This is a genomic window from Enterococcus plantarum (assembly GCF_001730295.1).
Taxonomy (GTDB): Bacteria; Bacillota; Bacilli; order Lactobacillales; family Enterococcaceae; genus Enterococcus_L; species Enterococcus_L plantarum.
In genome coordinates this window covers 73881-96495 of the sequence record NZ_MIKA01000049.1, presented here as the reverse complement: position 1 = coordinate 96495, position 22615 = coordinate 73881, and the positions used below count along the sequence as shown (strand labels likewise).

Annotated in this window: 17 protein-coding genes; 14 read left to right on the top strand and 3 right to left on the bottom strand. The window is 36.5% G+C overall.

Translation table 11 applies throughout. The features are described 5' to 3' along the window. Positions 1-34 precede the first annotated feature (34 nt). Complete coding sequence (locus BCR22_RS14015) at positions 35-898, bottom strand: alpha/beta hydrolase (RefSeq protein WP_069655505.1); 864 nt, start codon at positions 896-898, stop codon at positions 35-37. Between the two features lie 393 nt (positions 899-1291). Between BCR22_RS14015 and allC the strand changes: the two genes are divergently transcribed. The 8 genes from allC to arcC all read left to right on the top strand — a co-directional run bounded on the left by allC (position 1292) and on the right by arcC (position 10848). Next, positions 1292-2518, top strand: coding sequence for an allantoate deiminase (allC, locus tag BCR22_RS14010; RefSeq protein ID WP_069655504.1), 1227 nt, complete (start codon positions 1292-1294; stop codon positions 2516-2518). 21 nt (positions 2519-2539) lie between these two features. Beyond that, on the top strand, positions 2540-3325 hold the full coding sequence (gene allE, locus BCR22_RS14005) for a (S)-ureidoglycine aminohydrolase (protein WP_069655503.1): 786 nt from the start codon (positions 2540-2542) through the stop codon (positions 3323-3325). Positions 3326-3345: 20 nt separating this feature from the next. Beyond that, positions 3346-4413 (top strand): ureidoglycolate dehydrogenase, encoded by a 1068-nt coding sequence (gene allD / locus BCR22_RS14000; protein WP_069655502.1) that lies wholly within the window; start codon positions 3346-3348, stop codon positions 4411-4413. A gap of 218 nt (positions 4414-4631) precedes the next feature. Beyond that, positions 4632-5681 carry an ureidoglycolate dehydrogenase gene (gene allD / locus BCR22_RS13995; protein WP_069655501.1) on the top strand — a complete coding sequence of 350 codons (1050 nt, stop codon included), beginning with the start codon at positions 4632-4634 and terminating at the stop codon, positions 5679-5681. A 192-nt stretch (positions 5682-5873) separates the two neighbouring features. Beyond that, complete coding sequence (gene fdrA / locus BCR22_RS13990) at positions 5874-7631, top strand: acyl-CoA synthetase FdrA (protein ID WP_069655500.1); 1758 nt, start codon at positions 5874-5876, stop codon at positions 7629-7631. 136 nt (positions 7632-7767) lie between these two features. Beyond that, positions 7768-9036, top strand: a complete 1269-nt coding sequence (locus tag BCR22_RS13985; protein WP_069655499.1) for a YlbE family protein — start codon at positions 7768-7770, stop codon at positions 9034-9036. 12 nt (positions 9037-9048) lie between these two features. After that, a complete protein-coding gene (locus tag BCR22_RS13980; RefSeq protein ID WP_069655498.1) occupies positions 9049-9897 on the top strand; it encodes an oxamate carbamoyltransferase subunit AllH family protein in 849 nt (282 codons plus the stop codon). 12 nt (positions 9898-9909) lie between these two features. Continuing rightward, the gene (gene arcC / locus BCR22_RS13975; RefSeq protein WP_069655497.1) at positions 9910-10848 is read left to right on the top strand and encodes a carbamate kinase; all 939 of its coding nucleotides are present in this window, start codon (positions 9910-9912) and stop codon (positions 10846-10848) included. Positions 10849-10906: 58 nt separating this feature from the next. Here the strand turns inward: arcC and BCR22_RS13970 are convergent, their stop codons facing one another. Next, entirely contained in the window at positions 10907-12547 is a 1641-nt protein-coding gene (locus BCR22_RS13970) for a PucR family transcriptional regulator (RefSeq protein ID WP_069655496.1), read from the bottom strand. Positions 12548-12939: 392 nt separating this feature from the next. Here BCR22_RS13970 and BCR22_RS13965 point away from each other — a divergent pair, with 392 nt between their 5' ends. The 6 genes from BCR22_RS13965 (at position 12940) to BCR22_RS13940 (ending at position 21654) form a co-directional block, all read left to right on the top strand. Continuing rightward, on the top strand, positions 12940-14148 hold the full coding sequence (locus BCR22_RS13965) for a pyridoxal-phosphate-dependent aminotransferase family protein (RefSeq protein WP_069655495.1): 1209 nt from the start codon (positions 12940-12942) through the stop codon (positions 14146-14148). 211 nt (positions 14149-14359) lie between these two features. Next, positions 14360-15643 carry an MFS transporter gene (locus BCR22_RS13960; RefSeq protein WP_069655494.1) on the top strand — a complete coding sequence of 428 codons (1284 nt, stop codon included), beginning with the start codon at positions 14360-14362 and terminating at the stop codon, positions 15641-15643. Between the two features lie 160 nt (positions 15644-15803). Continuing rightward, on the top strand, positions 15804-17264 hold the full coding sequence (allW, locus tag BCR22_RS13955) for an allantoin permease (RefSeq protein ID WP_069655493.1): 1461 nt from the start codon (positions 15804-15806) through the stop codon (positions 17262-17264). Positions 17265-17438: 174 nt separating this feature from the next. Further along, on the top strand, positions 17439-18806 hold the full coding sequence (allB, locus tag BCR22_RS13950) for an allantoinase AllB (RefSeq protein ID WP_069655492.1): 1368 nt from the start codon (positions 17439-17441) through the stop codon (positions 18804-18806). A 118-nt stretch (positions 18807-18924) separates the two neighbouring features. Further along, entirely contained in the window at positions 18925-20163 is a 1239-nt protein-coding gene (locus tag BCR22_RS13945) for an MFS transporter (RefSeq protein WP_069655491.1), read from the top strand. Between the two features lie 159 nt (positions 20164-20322). Beyond that, a complete protein-coding gene (locus BCR22_RS13940; RefSeq protein WP_069655490.1) occupies positions 20323-21654 on the top strand; it encodes a hypothetical protein in 1332 nt (443 codons plus the stop codon). Positions 21655-21783: 129 nt separating this feature from the next. Here BCR22_RS13940 and BCR22_RS13935 read toward each other — a convergent pair whose 3' ends face one another. Next, positions 21784-22530, bottom strand: a complete 747-nt coding sequence (locus BCR22_RS13935) for an SDR family NAD(P)-dependent oxidoreductase (RefSeq protein WP_069655489.1) — start codon at positions 22528-22530, stop codon at positions 21784-21786. Between the last annotated feature and the right edge of the window lie 85 nt (positions 22531-22615).

The window sequence follows — 22615 nt, the reverse complement described above, 5'->3', positions numbered from 1 at the left end:
TCTAGATTAATAGAAGGAAATAATTATGTTAAAATCAAGCAGTAGATACTAGGCTATCTAACCATTTAATTAGAGCATTATAAGTTTGAAGTCCTTCATTTTTAGTAATGTCACCATCGAAATCATGGGGGAGATGCTCAACTTCTTCGTACGTTACATTGGAAAGTTTTTCACTGGCAATACGAGAAACTTCAACGGGCACATCTTGATCGGCTGCACTATGGGCTAAAAATGCAGGAGGAAGTTTAGCAAGTTCCACGTCCGTTAGACTAAAGGTTTCTTTTTCACTAGGAGTTTTGACAAGATAACTTAACCAATTGCCAAACTGTCGACCAGATAAATAAAGTGAGAACCGTTCATTAATAGAAACTTCTGTAATGGGGTTAGGATAAATCAACTCTTGGGCCGTCAGAGGGGCTATTTTTGGAAATTGATTATAATAGCTGCTAGGCTGATTAAATGCCGAATTTGTTAAATCATAATAGCCGTAAAAACTAATTAAGCCTTTTTGTTTTGGACAAGGATAGCGAGCAGATAGTAAATAAGAAAGAAAACCACCCGCGGAACGTCCAAATAAGAAATAATCAGAATTTTCTAGACCTAATGCTGTTTGATAATGTTCCAAGAACCAATTAATTGCTTCTTTTATGCAAGTAATAATAGTTGGCAGTTTTACTTCAGGAGCTAATGGATAATCGACAGTCAATAAGTTATAATCATTTTCTACCAAAAGTTTACAATAAATTTCTGGCAAATCATCCTTGGTTCCGTAAAGAAGTCCACCACCATGGAAGTAGAGAAGAGTCGCTTTTGCAGAAGACCCGTTTGGATTTGAGTAAAAAGTCATGGATAAATCTAACTCATCTAGTTTACTGTAAAGAAATGTTTGTTTTATCATTAAAAGTCCTCCTTGAATTTTATGTAACAACGCACCGCTCTACTAGACCGTGTACCAAGTCCTTTGGTGCAAGAACAATCTCAGGCGCAATCAATAGCAATTTTTAATTACATTGTGTTTTTTACACGTTGCAAAGCAAATGAGTAGCATGGTAACATTTTCTCAAAAATGACTGAGATGCTTTTTGACTTATCTGCATTCTACCATTTTTTGAAGAGTTAGTTTACAAATCTAAATAAATTTCACTAACTTATTTCTATTTTAACCCAAATAGCCCCAGTCTTTATGTTTAATGCGCACAAAGATGGCGGTTAATTTGTGAAATATGGATAGTGTGTGAAAACGGGCAACCGCTTACAATGAATAGGATAATAAAAGAGGGAGATGTATCAAATGGATTTAAAAAACGTTTTACAAGAAAATATTGATCACTTATCAAGTATTGGCAACGATCCAACGGGTGGAATGACACGATTATTGTATTCAGATTCTTGGTTGGAAGCGCAAAAATTTGTAAAAGAAAAATTAGAAGCTATTGGTATGACAGCTTCATTTGATGAGATCGGCAACCTCTTTGGTAGAGTAGAAGGTACAGAACATCCAGAAGAAACGATTTTATCTGGTTCGCACATCGATACCGTCGTGAATGGTGGGAATTTAGATGGTCAATTTGGTGTAATCGCAGCGTATGTTGCAATCCAATATTTATTAGAAACACATGGTAAACCGAAACGTTCTTTAGAAGTTATTTCAATGGCTGAAGAAGAAGGCAGTCGTTTCCCAACAGTATTCTGGGGAAGTAAAAATTTCGTTGGCGAAGCGAAAAAAGAAGATGTCATTGATATCGCTGACTTTGAAGGATTGAAGTTTGTTGAAGAAATGAGACGTCATGGTTTTGATTTTAGAGATGAGACTAAAGCATCTAGAGAGGATATCAAAGCATTCGTAGAAATTCATATTGAGCAAGGAACGGTTCTTGAAAAAGAACAATTGCAAATTGGTGTCGTGAATAATATTGCAGGTCAAAGACGTTATACGATTGTCTTGAAAGGTGAAGCCAATCATGCTGGAACAACACCAATGGGATACCGTAAAGATGCTGTTTACGCTTTCTCTAAGATTTGTTCACAAGCGATCGATCGTGCATTAGAAGTTGGCGATCCTCTTGTATTGACATTCGGTAAAGTTGAACCGAAACCGAATACAGTTAATGTAGTACCAGGTGAAGTTCTGTTTACAATGGATTGTCGTCATACAGACAGTGGAGAACTTCATTCATTTACGGCAGAAATTGAACAACTAATGAAAGATATTGCGGCGAAACATGGCTTAGAAATCGATATCGACCTATGGATGGACGAAGCACCAGTTCCAATGAACGAAGAAATTGTAACAGCAATCGAAACGGCAGCTATTGCTGAAAATATGAAATACAAAGTAATGCATAGCGGAGCTGGACATGATTCTCAAATTATTGCGCCAAACTTCCCAACAGCAATGATTTTTGTACCAAGTATCAATGGGATCAGTCATAATCCTGCAGAAGCGACAGATATTGATGATTTAGTGAACGGTGTTAAAGTTTTGGCGAGCACATTATATGAATTAGCTTATAAATAAAAGAAAGTAGGAGAAATAAAAATGGGTTATAAGAATAATCAAACAGGTTATTTAGATGGTTTATTATCCTCTAGAGCTGTTATTAAAAAAAATAATTATGCATTGATTCCTCATGATGGTTTAGTAAATAACGTGATTCCTGGATTTGAAAATTGTGACTGCTCGATTTTAGGTTCTAAACAATTAGGAGCAAACTTTGTTGATTATATCATTACAATGCATAAAGATGGAAAAAACCAACGTGGTTTCGGCGGAGAAGGTGTTGAAACAATCGTCTATGTAATCGATGGTATTTTAAAAGTCAATGATGGTTCTGAGACACATGAACTAACAAAAGGTGGTTATGCATATCTTCCTGCAAGTACGTTGATGTACCTAGAAAATGGGCAAGATGCAGATACTGAAATTTTCTTATACAAAAAACGTTATCAACCATTGGAAGGCTACGAAGCGCATAAAGTAGTCGGTAATGTGAATGATATGGAACCAATCGAGTACGAAGGCATGAAAGACGTACTTTTATGGGACTTCTTACCTAAAGATTTAGGCTTTGATATGAACTTCCACATTCTTTCATTTGAACCAGGAGCAAGTCATGGTTATATTGAAACACATTATCAAGAACATGGTGCGTATTTACTTTCTGGACAAGGAATGTACAACTTAGACAATGAATGGATGCCAGTCGAAAAAGGGGACTACATTTTCATGAGTTCATATGTTCAACAAGCAGCGTATGCTGTAGGTCGTGACGAGCCTTTAATGTACGTTTATTCAAAAGATTGCAATCGTGATCCAGAAATTTAATTTGAAGAGGAAGTTTAAGAATGAATGAAACTGTTTTAGTGAAACCAGAAGAATTGCATGATTTAATTGAAAAAAAATTGACAACAGCTGGTTTAAAACAAGAACATGCAGACGAAGTGGCAAGACATTTAGTATTTGCAGATGCATGCGGCATCCACTCACATGGAGCTGTTAGAGTAGAATATTATGCAGAACAAATCGATAAAGGCGGCGTAACGCTTGAACCAGAAATAGAATTCGAAGAAACTGGACCAAGTTCAGGAATCGTCCACGGTAAAAATGGAGCTGGACAATTCGTTGCGGATGTCGGATTGGGTTATGCTATTGACATGGCAAAAAAATCAGGAGTTGCAGCAGTCGGGATTTCTAAAATCAGCCACAGTGGCGCGTTATCTTATTACGTGAAAAAAGCAGCGCAACAAGATTTGATTGCCATAGCAATGTGTCAATCCGATCCGATGGTTGTACCATTTGGTGGCAAAGAAAATTATTTTGGAACCAATCCAATTGCTTTTGCAGCACCTAGAAAAGGTCATGAGCCAGTGGTTTTTGATATGGCAACAACGGTCCAAGCATGGGGTAAAGTTTTAGATGCTCGTTCTAAAAATAAAGATATACCCGATACATGGGCAGTTGATAAAGAAGGGAAACCAACAACTGATCCTCACAAAGTCAATGGATTATTACCGATTGCAGGACCAAAAGGCTATGGCTTGATGATGATGGTAGATATTTTATCAGGTATGCTTTTAGGCTTACCATTTGGAAAACACGTTTCTTCAATGTATGACGATATTAGTAAAGGACGTAATGTTGGCCAAATGTATATTTTGATTGATCCAAAACGCTTCACTGATTTAGAGATGTTTAAAGAATCAGTGGACGGTATGGTAGAAGAGCTACATGAAATTCCAGCAGCTGATGGATTTAAGCAAGTGTATTATCCAGGTGAGATCAATCAAATCAATTATGAAAAATCAATGTCAGAGGGTATCGAAATCGTTAAGAATATCTATGACTACTTAAAGAGTGATACACTTCATTTTGATCGATATGAAAATACGAATGCTTTTGGTGAGAAAAAATAAAATTTTTTGAACTATGATGCTTCACAAAAGTGTTGTTTGGTTTTATAAGTATTAGCGGAGCGGAGAATTGTTGTCGTATGGTATCTAGCTACGCGGGCTAGCTTCTCGGAAAAAAGATAAAAATTGAATGAGGCGAAAAGCACCTCAGTCAATTTTTCCTATTTTTCTGTCGAAGCTGAACGAGCCCGCTTCGCTTTAAAATAAGGAGGCGTTTTAAAATGAGAGTAAAAAAAGCGGATTTACATCAACTAATCAAAGAGAAAATACAAAAAGCTGGTTTGTCAGAAGAACATGCAAGAATCGTAAGTGATGTTTTAACCTTTGCAGATGCAAGAGGAATTCATTCTCACGGTGCGATGCGCGTGGAATATTATTCGGAAAGAATTGTAAAAGGCGGTATCACCAACGATCCTACTTTTTCGTTTAACCAAACAGCTCCTAGTTGTGGTATGTTTGAAGGTGACAATGGTTCTGGGTTTGTTGCAGCAGAAAAAGCAATGGATCTAGCAATCGAAATGGCAAAGAAAAATGGGGTAGCTGTTGTTGGAGTCCGTAATATCTCTCATAGTGGAGCGCTTGCCTATTATGTTGAACGAGCAGCAAAACAAAACATGGTAGCTCTTTCTGTTTGTCAATCTGATCCAATGGTTGTACCATTTGGAGGAAGTGAACCTTATTTTGGAACCAATCCAATTGCTTTTGCTGCCCCAAGTAATGATGACCGTGTAATTACGTTTGATATGGCGACAACTGTTCAGGCTTGGGGAAAAATCCTTCACGCTCGTTCAAAAAAAGAAGCAATCCCAGATACATGGGCAGTTGACGCCAAAGGAAATCCGACAACTGATTCAACAGCAGTCAATGCATTACTTCCAATCGCTGGACCAAAAGGCTATGGGTTGATGATGATGGTAGATATTCTATCTGGGATTTTACTAGGAGTGCCATTTGGTAAACATGTTTCGTCTATGTATCATGACCTATCAAAAGGGCGTGAATTAGGTCAGCTCCATATTGTAATCAACCCAGATTTCTTTATTGGAATAGATGTTTTCAAAAAGAATATTTCGACAATGTTAGACGAATTAAAAGAAATTAGCCCAAGTCCTGGTTTTACAGAAGTCAATTATCCTGGAGAACGCGGACGCGCACGAGAAAAAAATTATGAAGAAAATGGCATTGAAATCGTAGATGATATCTACGAATATTTGATCAGTGATGCTATTCATTATGATCGTTATGATCACAAAAATAAATTTGCGGAATGATATTTTGTTAAAAAAATTATCTAGCTTCACACTCGAGTCACTACGCTCCGCTTCAGTCTCGTCAATTCCTATTTTTAGTTGAGACATGGCGAGCTCACTACACGTTTACTTTGAACCATAATGAATGAAATGAACGAATGGTGAAAAGTACAAAGCGGAACATTGTTTCATATAATTTAAGGAGGAATTTCAATGCTGCACACAATTATAAAAGCAAATAGCTATCAAGATTCAATCGTATTGATGCTATTGACGAACAAATTAAATACAATCGATGGCGTTCATAATGTTTCCGTTATGATGGGGACACCTGCAAATAAAGATATCTTTAAAACGGGTGGTTTATACACAGACGAGTTAGAAAAAGCTTCATCAAATGATATGGTAATCGTATTAGACATTGAAGATGATTCGCTGATCGAACAAGTCTTAACAGAAATCGATGTATTTTTAGAAGAACAAACAAAAGGTGGCGGCGACGCTTCAGGCGAAGAAGTCGTAAAAACTTGGGATAAAGCATTTGAGCTTGGTAAAGATGCTGGTGTAGTTGTCTTCTCGATTCCTGGTACGCATGCAGCACTTGAAATTGAGAAAGCGTTAGATGAAGGCAAACATGTTTTTTGTTTCAGCGACAATGTTGCGATAGAAGATGAAAAACGCCTCAAAGAAAAAGCACATGATGCAGGTCTATTATTGATGGGCCCTGACTGTGGTACTGGTATCATCAATGGTATTCCTGTGGCCTTTACAAATGCTGTTCGTAAAGGAAAAATTGGTGTTGTAGGTGCTTCTGGAACTGGTATTCAAGAAGTAACGACAATTATCCACAAATTAGGGGGCGGAGTAACGAATGCAATCGGTACTGGCGGACGTGACTTAAAAGCTGAAATTGGCGGAATCACTTTAAAAGACAGCATTATTACATTAGAGAAAGACCCTAATACTGAAGTGGTTGTGGTGATTTCTAAACCACCTGCACCAGAAGTTCGTGATGAAGTTTTAAATCTTTTAAGAAGTATCTCGAAACCTGCTGTAACGATTTTCCTAGGCGAAAAACCAACGTCTCACGAAGAAAACCTTTATCGTGCTTATACATTAGAAGAAGCGGCTCAAACAGCAGTTCAATTATTGAATAAAGAAGCTGTTACAGCAGTGAAAGAAACACTATCTGTACCAACACATTCTTTCAAACCAGAACAAAAATATGTTAAAGGTTTATACTCTGGTGGAACGCTTGCTTATGAAGCGGCAATGTTGATCAAAGAAGGTTTAGCATTAACAGGTGACGAACATGCGCCTGAAGGTTTTATCTTACAAAATCAAGGTCATGAAATCATTGACTTAGGGGACGATGTTTATACTCAAGGAAAACCTCACCCAATGATCGATCCAACAAAACGCAAAGAAATGTTAGAAGAAGCTGGAAAAGATCCTAAAACAGCAATCATTCTTTTAGATGTTGTATTAGGCTACGGTTCTCATGCTAACATGGCGCAAGAACTAGCACCAACTATCAAAGAGATCAAAGCTAAAGCGGCTTCTGATGGCAGAGAATTATTTGTGATCGGTACGATTGTTGGAACGGATGAAGATCCTCAGAATATTCATGAACAAGAAACAATTATGAAAGAGGCGGGTGTGATCCTTTGCGATAGTAACGCGCAAGCAGTACGTTTAGCATTAGCTATTTTAGATCATCCATTGACTCAAACAGAAAAAGCAATCGAAGCAGCACCAGCAGTGAATCCGATCGCGATTGAACCAACAGAAGCGATGTTAGCATTATTGACGAATCAAGGATTTATTAATGTTGGTTTACGTAGTTTCTCTGAAGCAATCATCAATCATGGTGGTAAGGTTGTTCAATACGACTGGCAGCCAGTTGCTGGAGGAAACATTACACTGCAAAAAGCATTACAGTTCTTAAATAAAGTAGCGTTAGCTAAATAAATTATCCAGCTTACTGAGCTAGCTCCTCAGAAAAAAGATAAAAATAGATTGTGGTAAAAAGCACCACCTTCTATTTTTCCTATTTTTCAGTCGGAGCTGATCAAGCTCATTCAGCTTTTAACGGAGGAAAATCAAAATGGCATATAAAACAATCGATGAAGCAAACCAAGCGGTAGCAGCAAAAATCGTTGCTGGTTCTCCTTTCTTATTAGATGTAGTACCAGCAAAATCAGTAATTCCAGAATTAAACGAAGGAAAAGTATTACTTCATGCAGGACCTCCAATCACTTATGATAAAATGGTTGACCCGATTCAAGGCGCTTGTGTTGGAGCAGCATTATTTGAAGAATGGTGTGAAACCGAAGAAGAAGCTAGAAAAATGCTGGAATCTGGTGAAGTTAAATTAATTCCATGTCATCATGTAAATGCGGTTGGACCAATGGGTGGGATCACATCAGCGAATATGGCAGTTTTAGTTGTTGAAAACAAAACAGACGGGAATCGTGCATTCTGCACAATGAACGAAGGGATTGGCGCAGTATTACGATTTGGTGCCTATTCTGATGAAGTAATTACTCGTTTAAGATGGATGAGAGATACTTTAGCTCCTGTTTTAAGTGCGGCATTGAAAACAAAAGAAGATGGCTTAAACATCAATGTATTAGTTGCAAAAGCAATTGCGATGGGGGATGAATTCCACCAACGTAATATTGCTGCATCTCTCGCTTTCTTGAAAGAAATGGCACCAATCATTGTTGGGTTGACAGAAATCGACCAAACGAAGCGTGAAGAAGTTGTTCAGTTCTTAGCAGATACCGATCAATTTTTCTTAAACATCATGATGGCATCAGCGAAAGCTGTCATGGATGGCGCAAGACAAATTCAAGAAGGAACAATTGTAACGGCAATGTGTAGAAATGGCCATGAATTTGGTATTCGTATTGCTGGAATGGGGGATGAATGGTTTACTGGACCAGTTAACACGCCTCAAGGCTTATACTTCTCAGGGTTTAGCGAAGCTGATGCTGCACCTGATATGGGGGATAGTGCGATCACTGAAACGTTTGGTGTCGGTGGTATGGCGATGATCGCAGCCCCAGCTGTTACTCGTTTTGTTGGTTCAGGCGGCTTTTATGATGCGTTGAATACAAGTAATGAAATGACTGAAATCTGTATTGATACTAACCCTAATTTCCCAGTTCCAACTTGGGACTTCAAAGGAATTTGTTTAGGAATCGATGCGAGAAAAGTGGTAGAAACAGGAATTCTTCCCGTAATCAATACAGGGATTGCAAATAAAAAAGCAGGTTTAGGCCAAATCGGAGCAGGTACAGTAACGCCACCGATCGACTGTTTTGAAAAAGCAGTCTTAGCTTATGCGAAAAAATTAGGTTTTACAGAATAAAAGGTGAAGATATTGTTCGTTAATGCTTGTTTTATTGATCAGTTTCTTTTAACCGATAACTTTGAAGAAAAAAAATGGCATGTTCACAGTAAGTATAAGAATAGTTTCAATATTCAAGATGAGAGGAAACAACAGTTAGTGGTCATCACGACCACTAACTATCCTTTTATGCCAAACGGTATTTACTTACAAGCCGATTCTTTTTCACAAATGTTATCCACAATTGAAATTGGAGAACAAATTACATGGAACCATAACTGCGTGCATTTTTCTAAAAACCATTTATTACTGATACACGCAAAAACATATTCATCTTTAGTAGATACAGGACCGAGTAGCCTGATAGAAACTAGTAAAGAAAACTTGTTATCCTATTCAGACTCACTCGTAAAAGAAACTGGGAGTCAGCAATCAATCGCTCAGTTTTTAGAAGATGCAAATCCATTTAAAGAATCAATTGTTGCGCTGTGTTCTGAAAATCAGTCACAACAAAAATCAGGGCTGGATTTTCTGATGGGTAGAGGGATGGGTTTAACCCCGTCTGGAGATGACATGATCGTTGGACACCTTGCTGCAAGGTTTTTATTGAATGAAAAGAGTTCTCTATTAATGAATTTACTACTTACTAATCTGTTAGCAGAACAGTCTGTGACAACAGATATCAGTAAGCATTATTTGTTATGCGCACTATCAGGGCGATTTAGTGAACCTGTTCTTAAATTAATTGAAGGATTATCAACAACTAGCAGTGAAGAAAAAATTGAACAAATAGTTAAAGAAGTCATCTCGGTAGGGCACACATCAGGTGTTGATTTATTGGCAGGCTTCATAACGACCACTAAAATACTAAGCAGTAAATGAAGGAGGATTTTTATGGCAAATCGTGTCGTAATCGCATTGGGAGGCAATGCAATTTTAAAACCAAACCAGGAAGCCACACTTGAGGTACAGCTAGACAATGTCAAACTAAGTGCAGAGTTGGTTGCAAAGATAGAAGAAATTGATTATGAAATCGTTTTAACTCACGGGAATGGTCCGCAAGTTGGGAATATTCTAAGACAAAATGAAGAAGCAAAAGATGTAGTTCCACCATTTCCTTTGGATGTATGTAATGCTGAATCACAAGGTTTTATTGGATATATGTTAGAGCAAAGCTTAAAAAATTCATTAGAAACGAAAGGGTTAACGAGTAATGTTATTACACTATTAACGCAAACGGAAGTTTCAGCTGAAGACGAAGCGTTTAATAATCCAAACAAACCAATTGGGATTTTTTATACAGAAGAAGAAGCGAAACAAATGGAACAAGAGAAAAATTGGGTAATGATGGAAGATGCTGGTCGTGGTTACCGTCGTGTTGTACCTTCTCCACAACCAAAAGCGATCCATGGTGTAGATGCAATTGTTAATTTATTAAATCGGAATACAATCGTTATTGCTGGTGGCGGTGGTGGAATTCCAGTCGTTCGTGATCAAAATGGATTATTAAAAGGAATCGAAGCTGTTATTGATAAAGACCGTACCGGTAAAAAATTAGCGGAGCAAATCGATGCAAATGTCTTCATGATGTTGACGGATGTCAGCAATGTGTATATCAACTACGGAAAAGAAAATCAAGAAAAATTAGAAACTATTTCTGTAAAACAAGCACAACAATACATGGACGAGGGTCATTTTGCTGACGGTAGTATGGGACCAAAAATGGAAGCTGCTATCGGATTTGCATCACAAGGAAAAACAGCAATCATTTGTTCTTTAGAAGATGCTGACCAGGCTTTATTAGGAAGAGCAGGAACAAGAATCGTAGGTTAAATCACTAAAAGAGAAGTTGAAAGAAACGCTACGTGTTTCTTCCAACTTCTCTTTTTATTTATTGATGTTGATTCGATCGTTCTGATAACTCTAATGCTAAACGCAGATTTAAACTATTTGTCGGATCTTGAATGCTTTTCCCAAGTATCTTCGCACAATGATCAATTCTATATTTGATCGTATTACGATGTAGATACATCTCTTTGGCTGTTTTTGAGATTTCGCATTGAAAACTTAGATAACATTGAAGTGTTTTGCGAAGCTCGATAAATGAATCTTCAACAGGATAGGCAAGTTCTTTAAGCGTTGTTTCGCAGAAGTAATGAATATCTTCAAGGCTCATTTTTTCAAATAAACTTTTCATTCCTTTAGGATGATAGCCATGGGTAAGCACAACGTCAGTCATTGTTAGCATCTCTTCATAAGCAGTTTTGGCTTCGATGAAAGAACTTGCGATTTGTTCAACCGTTTCATATGAATTTCCCAACGCAAAAGTCAAAGTGATCGGCAGCTTTTCAGTTAATTCTAATGACAACTCAGTTAAAATTTTTTCTAAATCATCCACTTTACTTTGAATCAAAATGGCTAAGTGGTTCGTGTTCTTCACTTTAAAAATACTAATATTTTTGATTCTAGGAGGTAGTGCTTCAGATAGCCATTGAAAAGCAATATCACTTTCTTCTTGTTGATACTTGATCTTTGTTGCAGTGGTTTTTGTTTGACTACAAACGGCGTAGACGACTTGATATTGAGTACTTTTCTTTAACCCATAATTTGTACCTAGATCAAGCCAATCTCGTTTTGACTGGTGAGGCGCTTGTTGGTATTCTACTAGTTGACCTAGAAAATCACTTTTAAGAAAATCAAGCGATTCTTGCACTTTTTGATTTTTATACAACATAAATGACAAGACCAAACAAGCTTGTTCTACTGCGAATTCTGACATTGGATATGGAACTTGTTGCGGATTTAAAACCAATAAGTAGTGTGGGAAATAACTATTCACAGTCACAGGGAAACCAGCAATCTGCATCGGCTCTCGATTTAAATCATCGATCATAAATGAAGTGTTGCTATCTTCATTCCAATTAGCATATTTAGTAATAAGTTGCTCAACATAATATTCAGCTGGTTTTGACGTCTGAGTAAAGTGTTTAGAGTGGGCAATGACCTTACGATAAGGGCTTAATAAAATCACTGGAGTATTGATCATTTTACCGAAATCAGCGACAAAGCGTGCAATGCTCACATCATGAATCAACAAATTAGAAAATCGTTTTTGAATGTCTAAAGCGTAGCTTAATTGCTCTGTTTTAGTATCCCATAAATAATTTAATAATTGATGCAAGACAGCACCTAAAGGTTGAGTACTAGACACTTGAACAACAGGAAAGTTGATTTTATTTGCATAAGCCACGACCTCAGGATCAATGGTTTCAATAAAACGGCCAACTTTAATACCGATTCCAGCAGCTTCTTGTTCTTTTAACGAATCAATTAAAGTAATCAATTCTTGTTGATTATCTTTATAAACCATTGCAGTTGTCAAAAGGAAGATCTTTTTTGGAATAAAATTTGCTACGTCAGGTGTTTCAGAAATTTCGATACTCTCAACAATAGTATTCGCTTTTGTAGGATTTGTTAATAATTTTAGATCAGAAAATCTTGGTATTTTTAATAAATCTTCTAAAGTTGTCATTGGATTCCCTCCTAATAGTAAAAGTGGAACAAATCGATTAATTTCCTAGCTCTCCCAAGGAATGATTTGTGCAACTAGTTAAAGTTAAAAGTCAAACAGGCTTGTTCAGTCTGAACAGAGAAATTAAAAACTAGCAGTATGCTACTTTTGGCTACAAGCAAATTTTAATTTTTTCTGTTAAGCTAGGTAGTGTAAGGTAAAATAGTTTTTTATGATAAATCTTTAATGATGTTGTATTTATTTACGTATCTCTATTCTAAATGATAGTGTATTTACATTCAAGAAAGGTTTGTACATAATGACTGGAAATTCTATTTTTTTATTCAAAAGTGACAATGACTTTTTCGAATATAAGGGTAGGATAAAATTAAAACGGAAAAGAGGAAATAATTATGTTTTCAGAAATATCAGTGCCAAGCAGAACAATCATGACGCCAGGGCCAGTTGAGGCACATCCAGTGGCTTTGAGAGCAATGTCTGCTTCTATTTTGGGTCAATTTGATCCAGCTTTCTTACAAATTATGAACGAAGTCAAAGAAATGATCAAAATTCCTTTCGGTACAAAAAATGAGCAAGCATTTGCGGTAGATGGAACATCTCGTTCTGGCCTCGAAGCGGCATTGATTGGATTGATCGAACCAGGAGACAAAGTTTTGATTCCAGTATACGGTCGGTTTGCTTATCTTTTAGGAGAAATCTGTGAACGTGCGAAAGCAGAGATTCATTACCTTGAAAAAGAATGGGATGCACCATTTGAGCAAGAAACAATAATTGAAGAAATCAAAAAGGTTCAACCAAAAATAGTGGCTATGGTTCATGGTGAAACAGCTAACGGACAAATGCAGTCAATGGAAAAAATCGGACAACACTGCCAAACAAATGATATTTTCTTTGTTGTAGATATGGTTGCAACATACGGTGGGGTTCCTATAGAAGTAGATGCGTGGGGAGTCGATATTGCAATTGCAGGAACACAAAAATGTGTGAGTGTCCCTTCAGGTTTATCTTTGATTACTTACAATGATCGAGTAGAAAAAGTACTTACTAGTCGTTATCAAAAAGAATTAGGGTTAAGTAAGGATGTTCGTAATGAAAACCATATCAGTAGCAATTATCTTGATTTAAGCCAGTTGCAGCGTTATTGGAGTGAAGAGCGAATCAACCATCACACAGAAGCGACAAGCATGGTCTATGGACTTCATGAAGGCCTTAGAATGATGATCAAAGAAGGAATGGATAATGTTTATGCACGACATGCTCAAAATGATCAAGCAATTGTTGCGGGGATAAAAGCGATGGGCTTAGAGTTTTACGGTGATTTGACGACTAAGATGCCAACTGTTACACCAATCATGATTCCTAAAGGAATTGATGGTGAAGAAGTTCGTGCTCTTATGTTAGACGAGTTTGGTGTGGAAATTGCGTCATCATTTGGTGCACTTCAAGGGAAAGTGTGGCGTATCGGGAATATGGGCTACAGCAGTAGAAAATCTAATGTTCTCCATGTATTATCTGCCTTAGAAGGCGCCCTTAATTACTATGGTGCAGATATCAATAAAGGCGAGGCTGTAAAAGCAGCATTAGCGATTTATAAAAAATAAAAAAAATTAAAATTGTTTGTGTGAAAGAACAAGTGATTGTTCGTTTTGCACAAACTTTTTAACAAGTTTGTGAAAAATAATGATGCGTGAAAGTTTGCTACCGCTTACAATTAAAACGAATAAGAAGTTATTTTTTTGATGTTTAATTCCGAAATTGCACAAACTTTTTTGGCGTCAAGCATACAAAAAAATAACATATGGAGGAAATGACATGGATGTAAAAAGTAAGGGTTCAGGAATGGATTATTGGAAAAAAATCGTTATTTTGTTATGTGCTGGCTGGGTAACAATCTGGGTATATCGTTCAGCTTTATCACCGGCGTATCCACAGATTAATGAATCACTTGGCGGCAATATTACGGATACAGCATTAGGTTTTATTTCTACATGTTACTTTTTTGGATATGTAGCAATGCAAATCCCAGCAGGTTTCTTAGTAGATAAAATTGGGAAGAAAAAAGTACTGATTCCAGGCTTTATTGTTTTTGGATTAGCAGCTCTATTGATTTCTCAAGCAACGAATATTCAAATGATATACGTTGGTAGTGTTTTTGCAGGTTTAGGGTGTGGCTCTTTCTATGGATCAGCTTATTCATTAACTTCTCAAAATATTCCACGTGAAAAAAGAAGTTTTTCTACTGCAATTGTAAACAGCGGATCAGCTGTTGGTTCTGGTTTAGGTTTGATTTTATCTAGTTTTTTAGTTGTTCAATTAAAATTCCCATGGCAAACAATGATGTATATTTCTGTAGCATTGATTGCTGTGATGTTAGTGGCATTTGTTGCAATTATTCGTAATAATAAAGAAGATGCTGAATTTTTAGCACAATCTGAAGCGGCAGAGGCAGCTGAAGCAGCGGCTGCTGCACCAGAAGCTCCTGTTGTTGAAAAAGAACATGTTTCAATCAAAAAATTATTTTCACCAAAAATGCTATTTGCCTACATTTTATACTTTGCTACTTGTTATGCGTATTATATGACGGTTACTTGGTTACCAAACTTCTTAGGAACAGAACGTGGGTTTGAAGGAGCAGCAATTGGATTTTCTGCTTCTCTTGTAGCCTTCGCATCAATTCCAGGTGCGCTTTTCTTTAGTCGTTTAGCAGATAAATTTATGCACAAAAAAGTACAATTTATTGTTATACTAGAATTTTTAGCAGCAGCTATGTTATTATTAACTGTACAAGCAACAAGCTCAACGCTGTTATTAATTGGTTTGATTTTATACGGATTCCTAGGGAAACTTGCTGTAGAACCAATCATTATTTCATGGCTTGGGGAAAATGCACCTAAAGTTGGTATTGGTACAACCCTTGGTGTATTTAACTTTTTCGGAATGATGTCTTCAGTTATTGCACCAACATTGACTGGTTCTATATCTGATGCGACTGGTTCGAAAGAGATGGGCTTTTACATTTCAGTTATTTTATTAGTAGTTGGAACGGCATTATTCTTATTAGCAAACTTGAACAAAAAGAAAGCAACTGCTGAGTAAGCATTTTTAATCTTAAGAAATAAATAATGGATGTGTTTAGCTTCTGAAACTAAATATAGTGGATAGAAACTAAGCGCATCTTATTTTTTTAAAGGGATATAGGTAAAGAGTGTGCTGTTTTAACTATAGTGTATGGAAGCGCTTAGAAGGAGGCGAAACGATGGAAAACCAGGATTATCAAATTACCGAAGAAGAACTTCAACGTTTTCAAGAACGGGGCTATAATGAAGATCTGCTTCCAAAACCGTTATCAAAAAGAATGATGGGAAAGTTGAACTATTTCACGCTATGGATGGGTTCAGTTCATAATATCCCCAACTACACAGCGGTCGGAGGATTTTTATTTCTAGGACTTTCACCAATCAATATTATGTTGGCTTTGGTGATAAGTGCTTTGGCTGTTGCTTTTTTTATGACCTTTAACGGTCGTGCTGGATCAAAATATGGCATTCCTTTTGCCATTCATTTACGCTCAACTTACGGAGATATTGGAGCAAAGTTACCAGGATTTCTTAGAGGGTGCGTAGCTGCGATCGCTTGGTTTGGGTTACAGAATTATACGGGTTCGTTAGCGTTGCTGATTTTGATTGGTAAGGTTTGGCCAGGATTTTTAACGCTTGGCGGAAATACGATGATCTTGGGAATTTCTATTCCAGGGTTAATTTCTTTCACGATCTTTTGGGCAGTGAATATGTTGATTGGCTTCGGTGGAGGAAAGATTCTGAATAAGTTTACAGCAATTTTAAGTCCTCTAATTTATATTGTGTTCGGTGGTATGGCAATTTGGGCAATTGGAGCAGCAGGTGGTTTAGGACCGATTTTATCTTATGATGTTGCGGGAGCATCACATAGTATTTCGCCTGTTTTTGTTTATTTTATGATTATAAATTCAGTTTTAGCAGTCTGGGCAGCGCCTGGTGCGAGTGTGTCAGATTTTACCCAAAATGCAAAATCTACCAAAGATCAAACGATTGGCCAAACAGCTAGTTTCCTAGTCGGTTATGGCATATTTGCTTTTTCAAGTGTTGTGATTTTGATTGGGGGTTCTATTCGTTATGGAATTCAAGAATGGAATATTTTGAATATCGTTGATCGATGGGATAATTCATTTGCAATTATTGTTGCAATGCTTGTCTTCTTATTAACAACGGTTTCTACTAATGCAACAGGGAATATCATTCCTGCTGCTTATCAGTTATGTGCATTATTTCCTAAGAAAATCGATTATAAAAAAGGTGTCTTAATTGCCAGTGTAATAAGTTTTCTGATCATGCCTTGGAAACTAATGGAAAATGCAGATAGTATTTTTATTTTCTTGAATACGATTGGTGCCGTATTAGGTCCAGTAGCTGGAACGATGATTGCTAATTACTATTTTGTTCAGAAACAAAAAATTGACTTGAATCAATTGTATATGGATCCAAAAGCTGATAATAGTCATAATATTTACAAAGGTCTGAATAAGCCAGCTTATATTGCTACGATTGTGGCACTAGTTATTTGTTTAAGTGGTAATTTTATTCCTGCTCTAAAAGTGATTTCTGATATTTCGTGGATTTCTGGTTTTGTATCTGCTTTTGGTTTATATTTAGGATTAAGAAAAGTATTTGATAAAAACTAAAGTAGAACAAGTTTTTGTAAAATAGAAGGTCGTTACTTTATATTACGTAGCTTAAAGAGCTTGCCTTTGGGAAAGCGAAAAATAAAATGAGAAAAGCAACTCCTTAGATATTTTTCTGTTTTCTTGTAAAGGATAGTTAGGTTCTTTTGGCTTTAAAATTTAGGAGGAAAGCAAATGGGATATGATTTATTGATCAAAAATGGTTTAGTTATTCTGGAGTCGGGAGAAGTTAAGACAGATGTTGCCGTAAAAGATGGATTGATTGCAGCTATCGGGAATGATCTTGGTGAGGCGGATAAAGTCATTGATGCAACAGGTCTAGTTGTTAGTCCAGGTATGGTGGATGCGCATGTGCATATTACAGATCCTGGCGGTGGTTATCGCGATCAATGGGAAGGGTATATCACGGGAACAGCCTCATGTGCTAAAGGCGGAGTGACATCATTTATGGAGATGCCTTTGAACCAAGTTCCAGCAACAGTGGATGGTGAATCATTAGAAATAAAATATACTGCTGGAAAAGGCAAATTGAAATCAGACGTGGGCTCATTTGGTGGTCTAGTACCATTTAATCTTAAAGGTGGTATTCAAGAATTAAATGATGGCGGAGTTGCGGCGTATAAATGTTTTATGGCGACTTGTGGAGATCGTAGCATTGATGGTGATTTCATGAATGTCGATGACTATTCTCTATATGAGGGGATGAAACAAGTTGCTAAAACAGGTAAGGTTCTAGCAATTCATGCGGAAAATGCTGCAATTACAGATAAATTAGGTGAACTTGCTTATAAAAATGGAGAAACAACTTTAAAAGCTTATGTTGCAAGTCGTCCAGTTTTCACTGAAGTGGAACCTATTCGCAGAGCAATAGTATTAGCTAAAGAGACTGGCTGTCGCATCCATATTTGCCATATTGCTTGTCCGGAAGGTGTGGAAGAAGTAACGAAGGCAAGAGCAGCTGGTGTTGATGTGACGTGTGAAACGTGTACTCATTATCTTTACTTTGATACAGATGAATTAGATGCAATTGGCCCTGTGGTAAAATGTTCACCGCCAATTCGTGATAAGGAAAATCAAAATGGCATGTGGAAAAAAGTACTATCAGGGGAAATCGATTTTGTGACTTCTGACCATTCTCCATGTACACCTGATTTAAAAGACAAAGAAAATGCTTTTGAAGCATGGGGTGGAATCTCTGGAGTTCAAAATAATGTTGATGTTCTTTTTGATGAAGGGGTTCAAAAAAGAGGTATGTCGTTAACACAATTTGCAGATATTATTGCTACAAATCCTGCTGATCGTTATAATTTGGATCAAAAAGGACGAATCAGTATTGGCAAAGATGCTGACTTTGTCTTGATCAAACCGAATGCTCCTTATACATTAAAAGCAGAAGATTTGGAGTACCGCAATAAAATCAGTCCTTATATCGGGCGTGAAATTGGAGCGCAAGTTGTACAAACGGTTTTAAGAGGTCATGTTATCTATTCGAAAGATACTGGCGTTTCGAATGAGTTTGTTGGGGACTTTATCAAGAAATAAACAAGTGAATAGAATGAAAGTGAGATCAGACATGAAAATAGTTGTTTTTAATGTCTGATCTTTCTTATTTGTGATGAGGACTCGTATAGTGGCTTAGTTTAATCAAGGAGAGTGAACTATGGAGGGACAAAAAAAACTGAACAGACAAATGCCATATTGGAAACAGATTATTTATATATTAACGATTGGTTGGATTGTTATTTGGATTTATCGAACAGTTTTGACGCCTATTTATCCGATTATTAGTGAATATTTTGGTGGTGCGACGGATGCTCAGCTTGGTCATATTTCAAGTTTCTATTTTTTAGGCTATGTTTGTATGCAAATACCTTCAGGAATATTAGTAGATAGAGTAGGAAAAAAACAAATTCTGATTCCTGGTTTTTTATTATTTGGTCTAGGTGCATTGGTTGTTGGGGTAGCACAAAATATTGGTCTGGTCTTTATTGGAAGTGTTTTTGGTGGATTAGGTTGTGGTACCTATTATGGTGTAGCGTATTCATTAACTTCTGAATATGTACCGGTATCGAAAAGAAGCTTATCGACAGCAATCGTCAATAGTGGAACAGCGATAGGGAGCGGTCTAGGTCTGGTTTCATCTAGTTATCTAGTTGGAACGGGTGTCTTGCCTTGGCAAGCGTTGATTTTTGTAACCGTTATGTTGATTCTGTTAGCTACGGTTATGTTTTTCTATTTTATTCGAATAGAAAAACCAAAAACTATAAACAATACAAAAGCAGACGTGAAAAAACAAACATCACTCAAAGAGCTTTTTAAACTGCGTATGATTTCAGCGTATATATTGTATTTTTCAACGTTGTATACTTACTATTTGATTGATACGTGGCTACCCAACTTTTTAGAAACGGAAAAAGGGTTTTCTGGTACTTCTGTCGGTCTAGCTTCTTCATTAGTATTTTTTACAGCAATCCCTGGTGCGCTTATTTTTAGCCGGATCGCAGATGGTATACCTAAAAAGAAAGTCCAATTGATTATCTTGCTTGAGATAGTAGCGGCTAGTGTGCTGTTGATCACTGTGACGACAACAAATCAAACGATTTTAGTAGTTGGTATTATGGCATACGGATTTTTTGGAAAGTTAGCAGTTGAGCCAATCATTATTTCTTGGTTAGGAGAATCAGCACCAAAAGGGAGCATTGCAACAATGTACGGCGTGTTTAATTTTTTTGGTATGTCAGCTTCAGTCATTGTTCCATCTTTAACAGGAAAAATTTCTGATCTCACTGGATCAAAGATTTATGCATTTTACTTAGCGATTCTCATTATAGGAATTGGCACTAGTTTATTTTATTTGATTAATTGTTTTATGGGAGAGAAGAAAAAAATCCTCGATTGATCACACATAAAAAAAGACATCTTCTTTCTATCGTTTCCCCAGACGAAAGAAAAAGATGTTTTTTTGCTATTTAGAGGCAACTTTTCGATTCTTCAAGTATATTAGATGAAGTCTGACTTTATTTTCGTTATACTTAATGAAAGGAATGAGGTGGAGCAAATGGAGAAAACAGAGAAAATATATATGGTATTCGCTCGGGCTGATTTTTCTTTAGAAGAATTGAAACAAGATATTTTTGATTGGTTAAGTTTTTTGCGTATCGTGACAAATCCTGAAAGTTATCGCTTTGGTGAGGAAGAATCGCAAAAATTTGATCTACAAGCCTTGATTTATCAAATTCAGCAACTTACAGAAGAAGAAAATTTATGGCTCAAAGTGAACAGCCGAGGGGGAGAATTCCAACTCCATATTTCTAAGTTGGCGCTTCATGAACGGACGATTTTAGATGGCACAATTTTTATCGAGAATCAAAAAATGATTGAAGATTATTGTGAAACTCGTATGGTTAAAAATGGCCTCTATGGGTATATTAGGTCATTGGATGACTATTTATATAATAATGTTGAAAATATCGAAAAAAGGACATTCGAAACAGATAGTGAAATTGCTAAACTACCGAAACGATACGATAGTAAAAAATCTATCATTGTTGATTGTAATCAACTTGCTGGTTATGATATTTATTTCAAAGGTTTGTGTTTAACTTCATGTTGGAAAATGTATTATTCAAGTTTGTACTATCAAATTATTCCTAAACCGATTTTTTTGGAAGTGCAACAAGTTCATTCCGTTGAGGAAATAGTGAATCAAGTCATCAAAGTTACTTTATTCAAAAATCCATTTAACTGGAATATGCCCGTTAATTTAAAGTATCAACGTTTATTCAGAGATCAGCTAGGGTATGACCAATTGGCTTGGAATAATGGAACGGGTGTTTTACGTGCTCCATACATTGAATATGCTTTTGTTAAAGAGGTTACACAGACGGTTCAATACCAAAATAATTACTATCAACCAGTTGAAAAGAAAAATGCAACGTATTTTGTAACGAGAAGTTACGATCTGCTTCATCAAAAATATAGAGTAAACCGTACAAAAGGGATATTAAATGCGCAAGCCTATTTCCCTTGGATCGACGAGAAAAGTCGCAAGATGATGAATTATCGTGTGTTGAATCCTGAAATGGCAATTGATGATGGACTTTCCGCGTATGAATTTTATATACGACAATTTTTAGAAATCGATGTTTTGGATAAAAAATATGATGAGTTTGTTTCGGTCTTGCGTTTTTATCTGCCAAAAGAAGCGATTCAGCAAGTTCCACTCGAAGAGCTGTGGGAGAAATTATGTGATGTGAATATAAGTAATTTAAAGAAAAAAGAAGCATCGACACGTTTTGATTTGCAAAAGGCTAAGAACCATTTGCGTGTTGTATTTTTGGATTCGAGTTATTTAGAAACACTTAATCAGACAATTGATATCAGTGAGTAGTTTTTTTAATAGGGGCTGTCATATAACGAAAAAAGTTATATGACAGCCCCTTAAAATTTGAATAAATAATGTGAAAAGTCTAAAGACGAATTTGTTCGGTTTTGTTAATTTACAAAATAGAGGTGTGATTTACATTGTAATACGGTCTCCGTCTATCACCAATTCAGCACCAGTTACAAAACTAGCTTCATCACAGGCTAAGTAAATAACACCATTTGCGAAATCTTCAGGTTTTCCTATATAAGGAAATGGAACGGACTTTTTATAATTTGGACTGATGGCTGGAAAAGTAGTTTCAATCATAGGCGTATAAATAACTCCAGGACAAATTGAATTTACCCGAATATTATCTTTAGCATATGCAAATGCTGCATCAAGTGAAAGTGAGCGAATAACATCTTTGGCTGCTGCGTAAGGATTGTTATCCGATAAATTTACTAATCCTTCCAGAGAAGAAATCGTGATGATCGAGCCACCACCATTTTTTATCATAGGTGGAATTACTGCTTGTAAACCAAAAACAAGACTATTTATATCAACAGCCTGAATTTTTTCCCAGTCTTCCTTCGTTAAATCTAACAACATTTTCGGGGAGGAAACCCCAGCGTTGTTGACTAAAATATCGATTTTTCCGTAGTTGTTTATTGTATTAGAAATGACTTTTTGCCAGCTGCCACTAGAGCTAACATCGTGTTTGAAAGCAGTTGCGATGCCACCCGATTGCGTTATTTCTGAAATGACGGTTGAGATCTTGTCTAAACGTCTAGCTGTACAAACTACAATTGCTCCTTCTTTTGCAGCGGATTTAGCAGTTGCAATACCAATACTACTTTGGGCGTCTGTAAGCAACATTACTTTACCTAATAATCTATTCATAATAAAAACCGCTATAATGTAAAATCATCATAGTTATCCTCTCTTGATTATTTTAAAAATAGTGTCCTTGTTAAAAATGAACTAG

What these genes read in the sequence shown, in the direction of transcription:
- fdrA (WP_069655500.1), top strand. Translation starts at nt 5,874, where the DNA reads ATGCTGCACACAATTATAAAAGCAAATAGCTATCAAGATTCAATCGTA.
- arcC (WP_069655497.1), top strand. Translation starts at nt 9,910, where the DNA reads ATGGCAAATCGTGTCGTAATCGCATTGGGAGGCAATGCAATTTTAAAA.
- BCR22_RS13960 (WP_069655494.1), top strand. Translation starts at nt 14,360, where the DNA reads ATGGATGTAAAAAGTAAGGGTTCAGGAATGGATTATTGGAAAAAAATC.
- BCR22_RS13940 (WP_069655490.1), top strand. Translation starts at nt 20,323, where the DNA reads ATGGAGAAAACAGAGAAAATATATATGGTATTCGCTCGGGCTGATTTT.
- allD (WP_069655501.1), top strand. Translation starts at nt 4,632, where the DNA reads ATGAGAGTAAAAAAAGCGGATTTACATCAACTAATCAAAGAGAAAATA.
- allC (WP_069655504.1), top strand. Translation starts at nt 1,292, where the DNA reads ATGGATTTAAAAAACGTTTTACAAGAAAATATTGATCACTTATCAAGT.
- BCR22_RS14015 (WP_069655505.1), bottom strand. Translation starts at nt 898, where the DNA reads ATGATAAAACAAACATTTCTTTACAGTAAACTAGATGAGTTAGATTTA.
- BCR22_RS13935 (WP_069655489.1), bottom strand. Translation starts at nt 22,530, where the DNA reads ATGAATAGATTATTAGGTAAAGTAATGTTGCTTACAGACGCCCAAAGT.
- BCR22_RS13945 (WP_069655491.1), top strand. Translation starts at nt 18,925, where the DNA reads ATGGAGGGACAAAAAAAACTGAACAGACAAATGCCATATTGGAAACAG.
- BCR22_RS13985 (WP_069655499.1), top strand. Translation starts at nt 7,768, where the DNA reads ATGGCATATAAAACAATCGATGAAGCAAACCAAGCGGTAGCAGCAAAA.
- BCR22_RS13970 (WP_069655496.1), bottom strand. Translation starts at nt 12,547, where the DNA reads ATGACAACTTTAGAAGATTTATTAAAAATACCAAGATTTTCTGATCTA.
- allE (WP_069655503.1), top strand. Translation starts at nt 2,540, where the DNA reads ATGGGTTATAAGAATAATCAAACAGGTTATTTAGATGGTTTATTATCC.
- allW (WP_069655493.1), top strand. Translation starts at nt 15,804, where the DNA reads ATGGAAAACCAGGATTATCAAATTACCGAAGAAGAACTTCAACGTTTT.
- BCR22_RS13965 (WP_069655495.1), top strand. Translation starts at nt 12,940, where the DNA reads ATGTTTTCAGAAATATCAGTGCCAAGCAGAACAATCATGACGCCAGGG.
- allD (WP_069655502.1), top strand. Translation starts at nt 3,346, where the DNA reads ATGAATGAAACTGTTTTAGTGAAACCAGAAGAATTGCATGATTTAATT.
- allB (WP_069655492.1), top strand. Translation starts at nt 17,439, where the DNA reads ATGGGATATGATTTATTGATCAAAAATGGTTTAGTTATTCTGGAGTCG.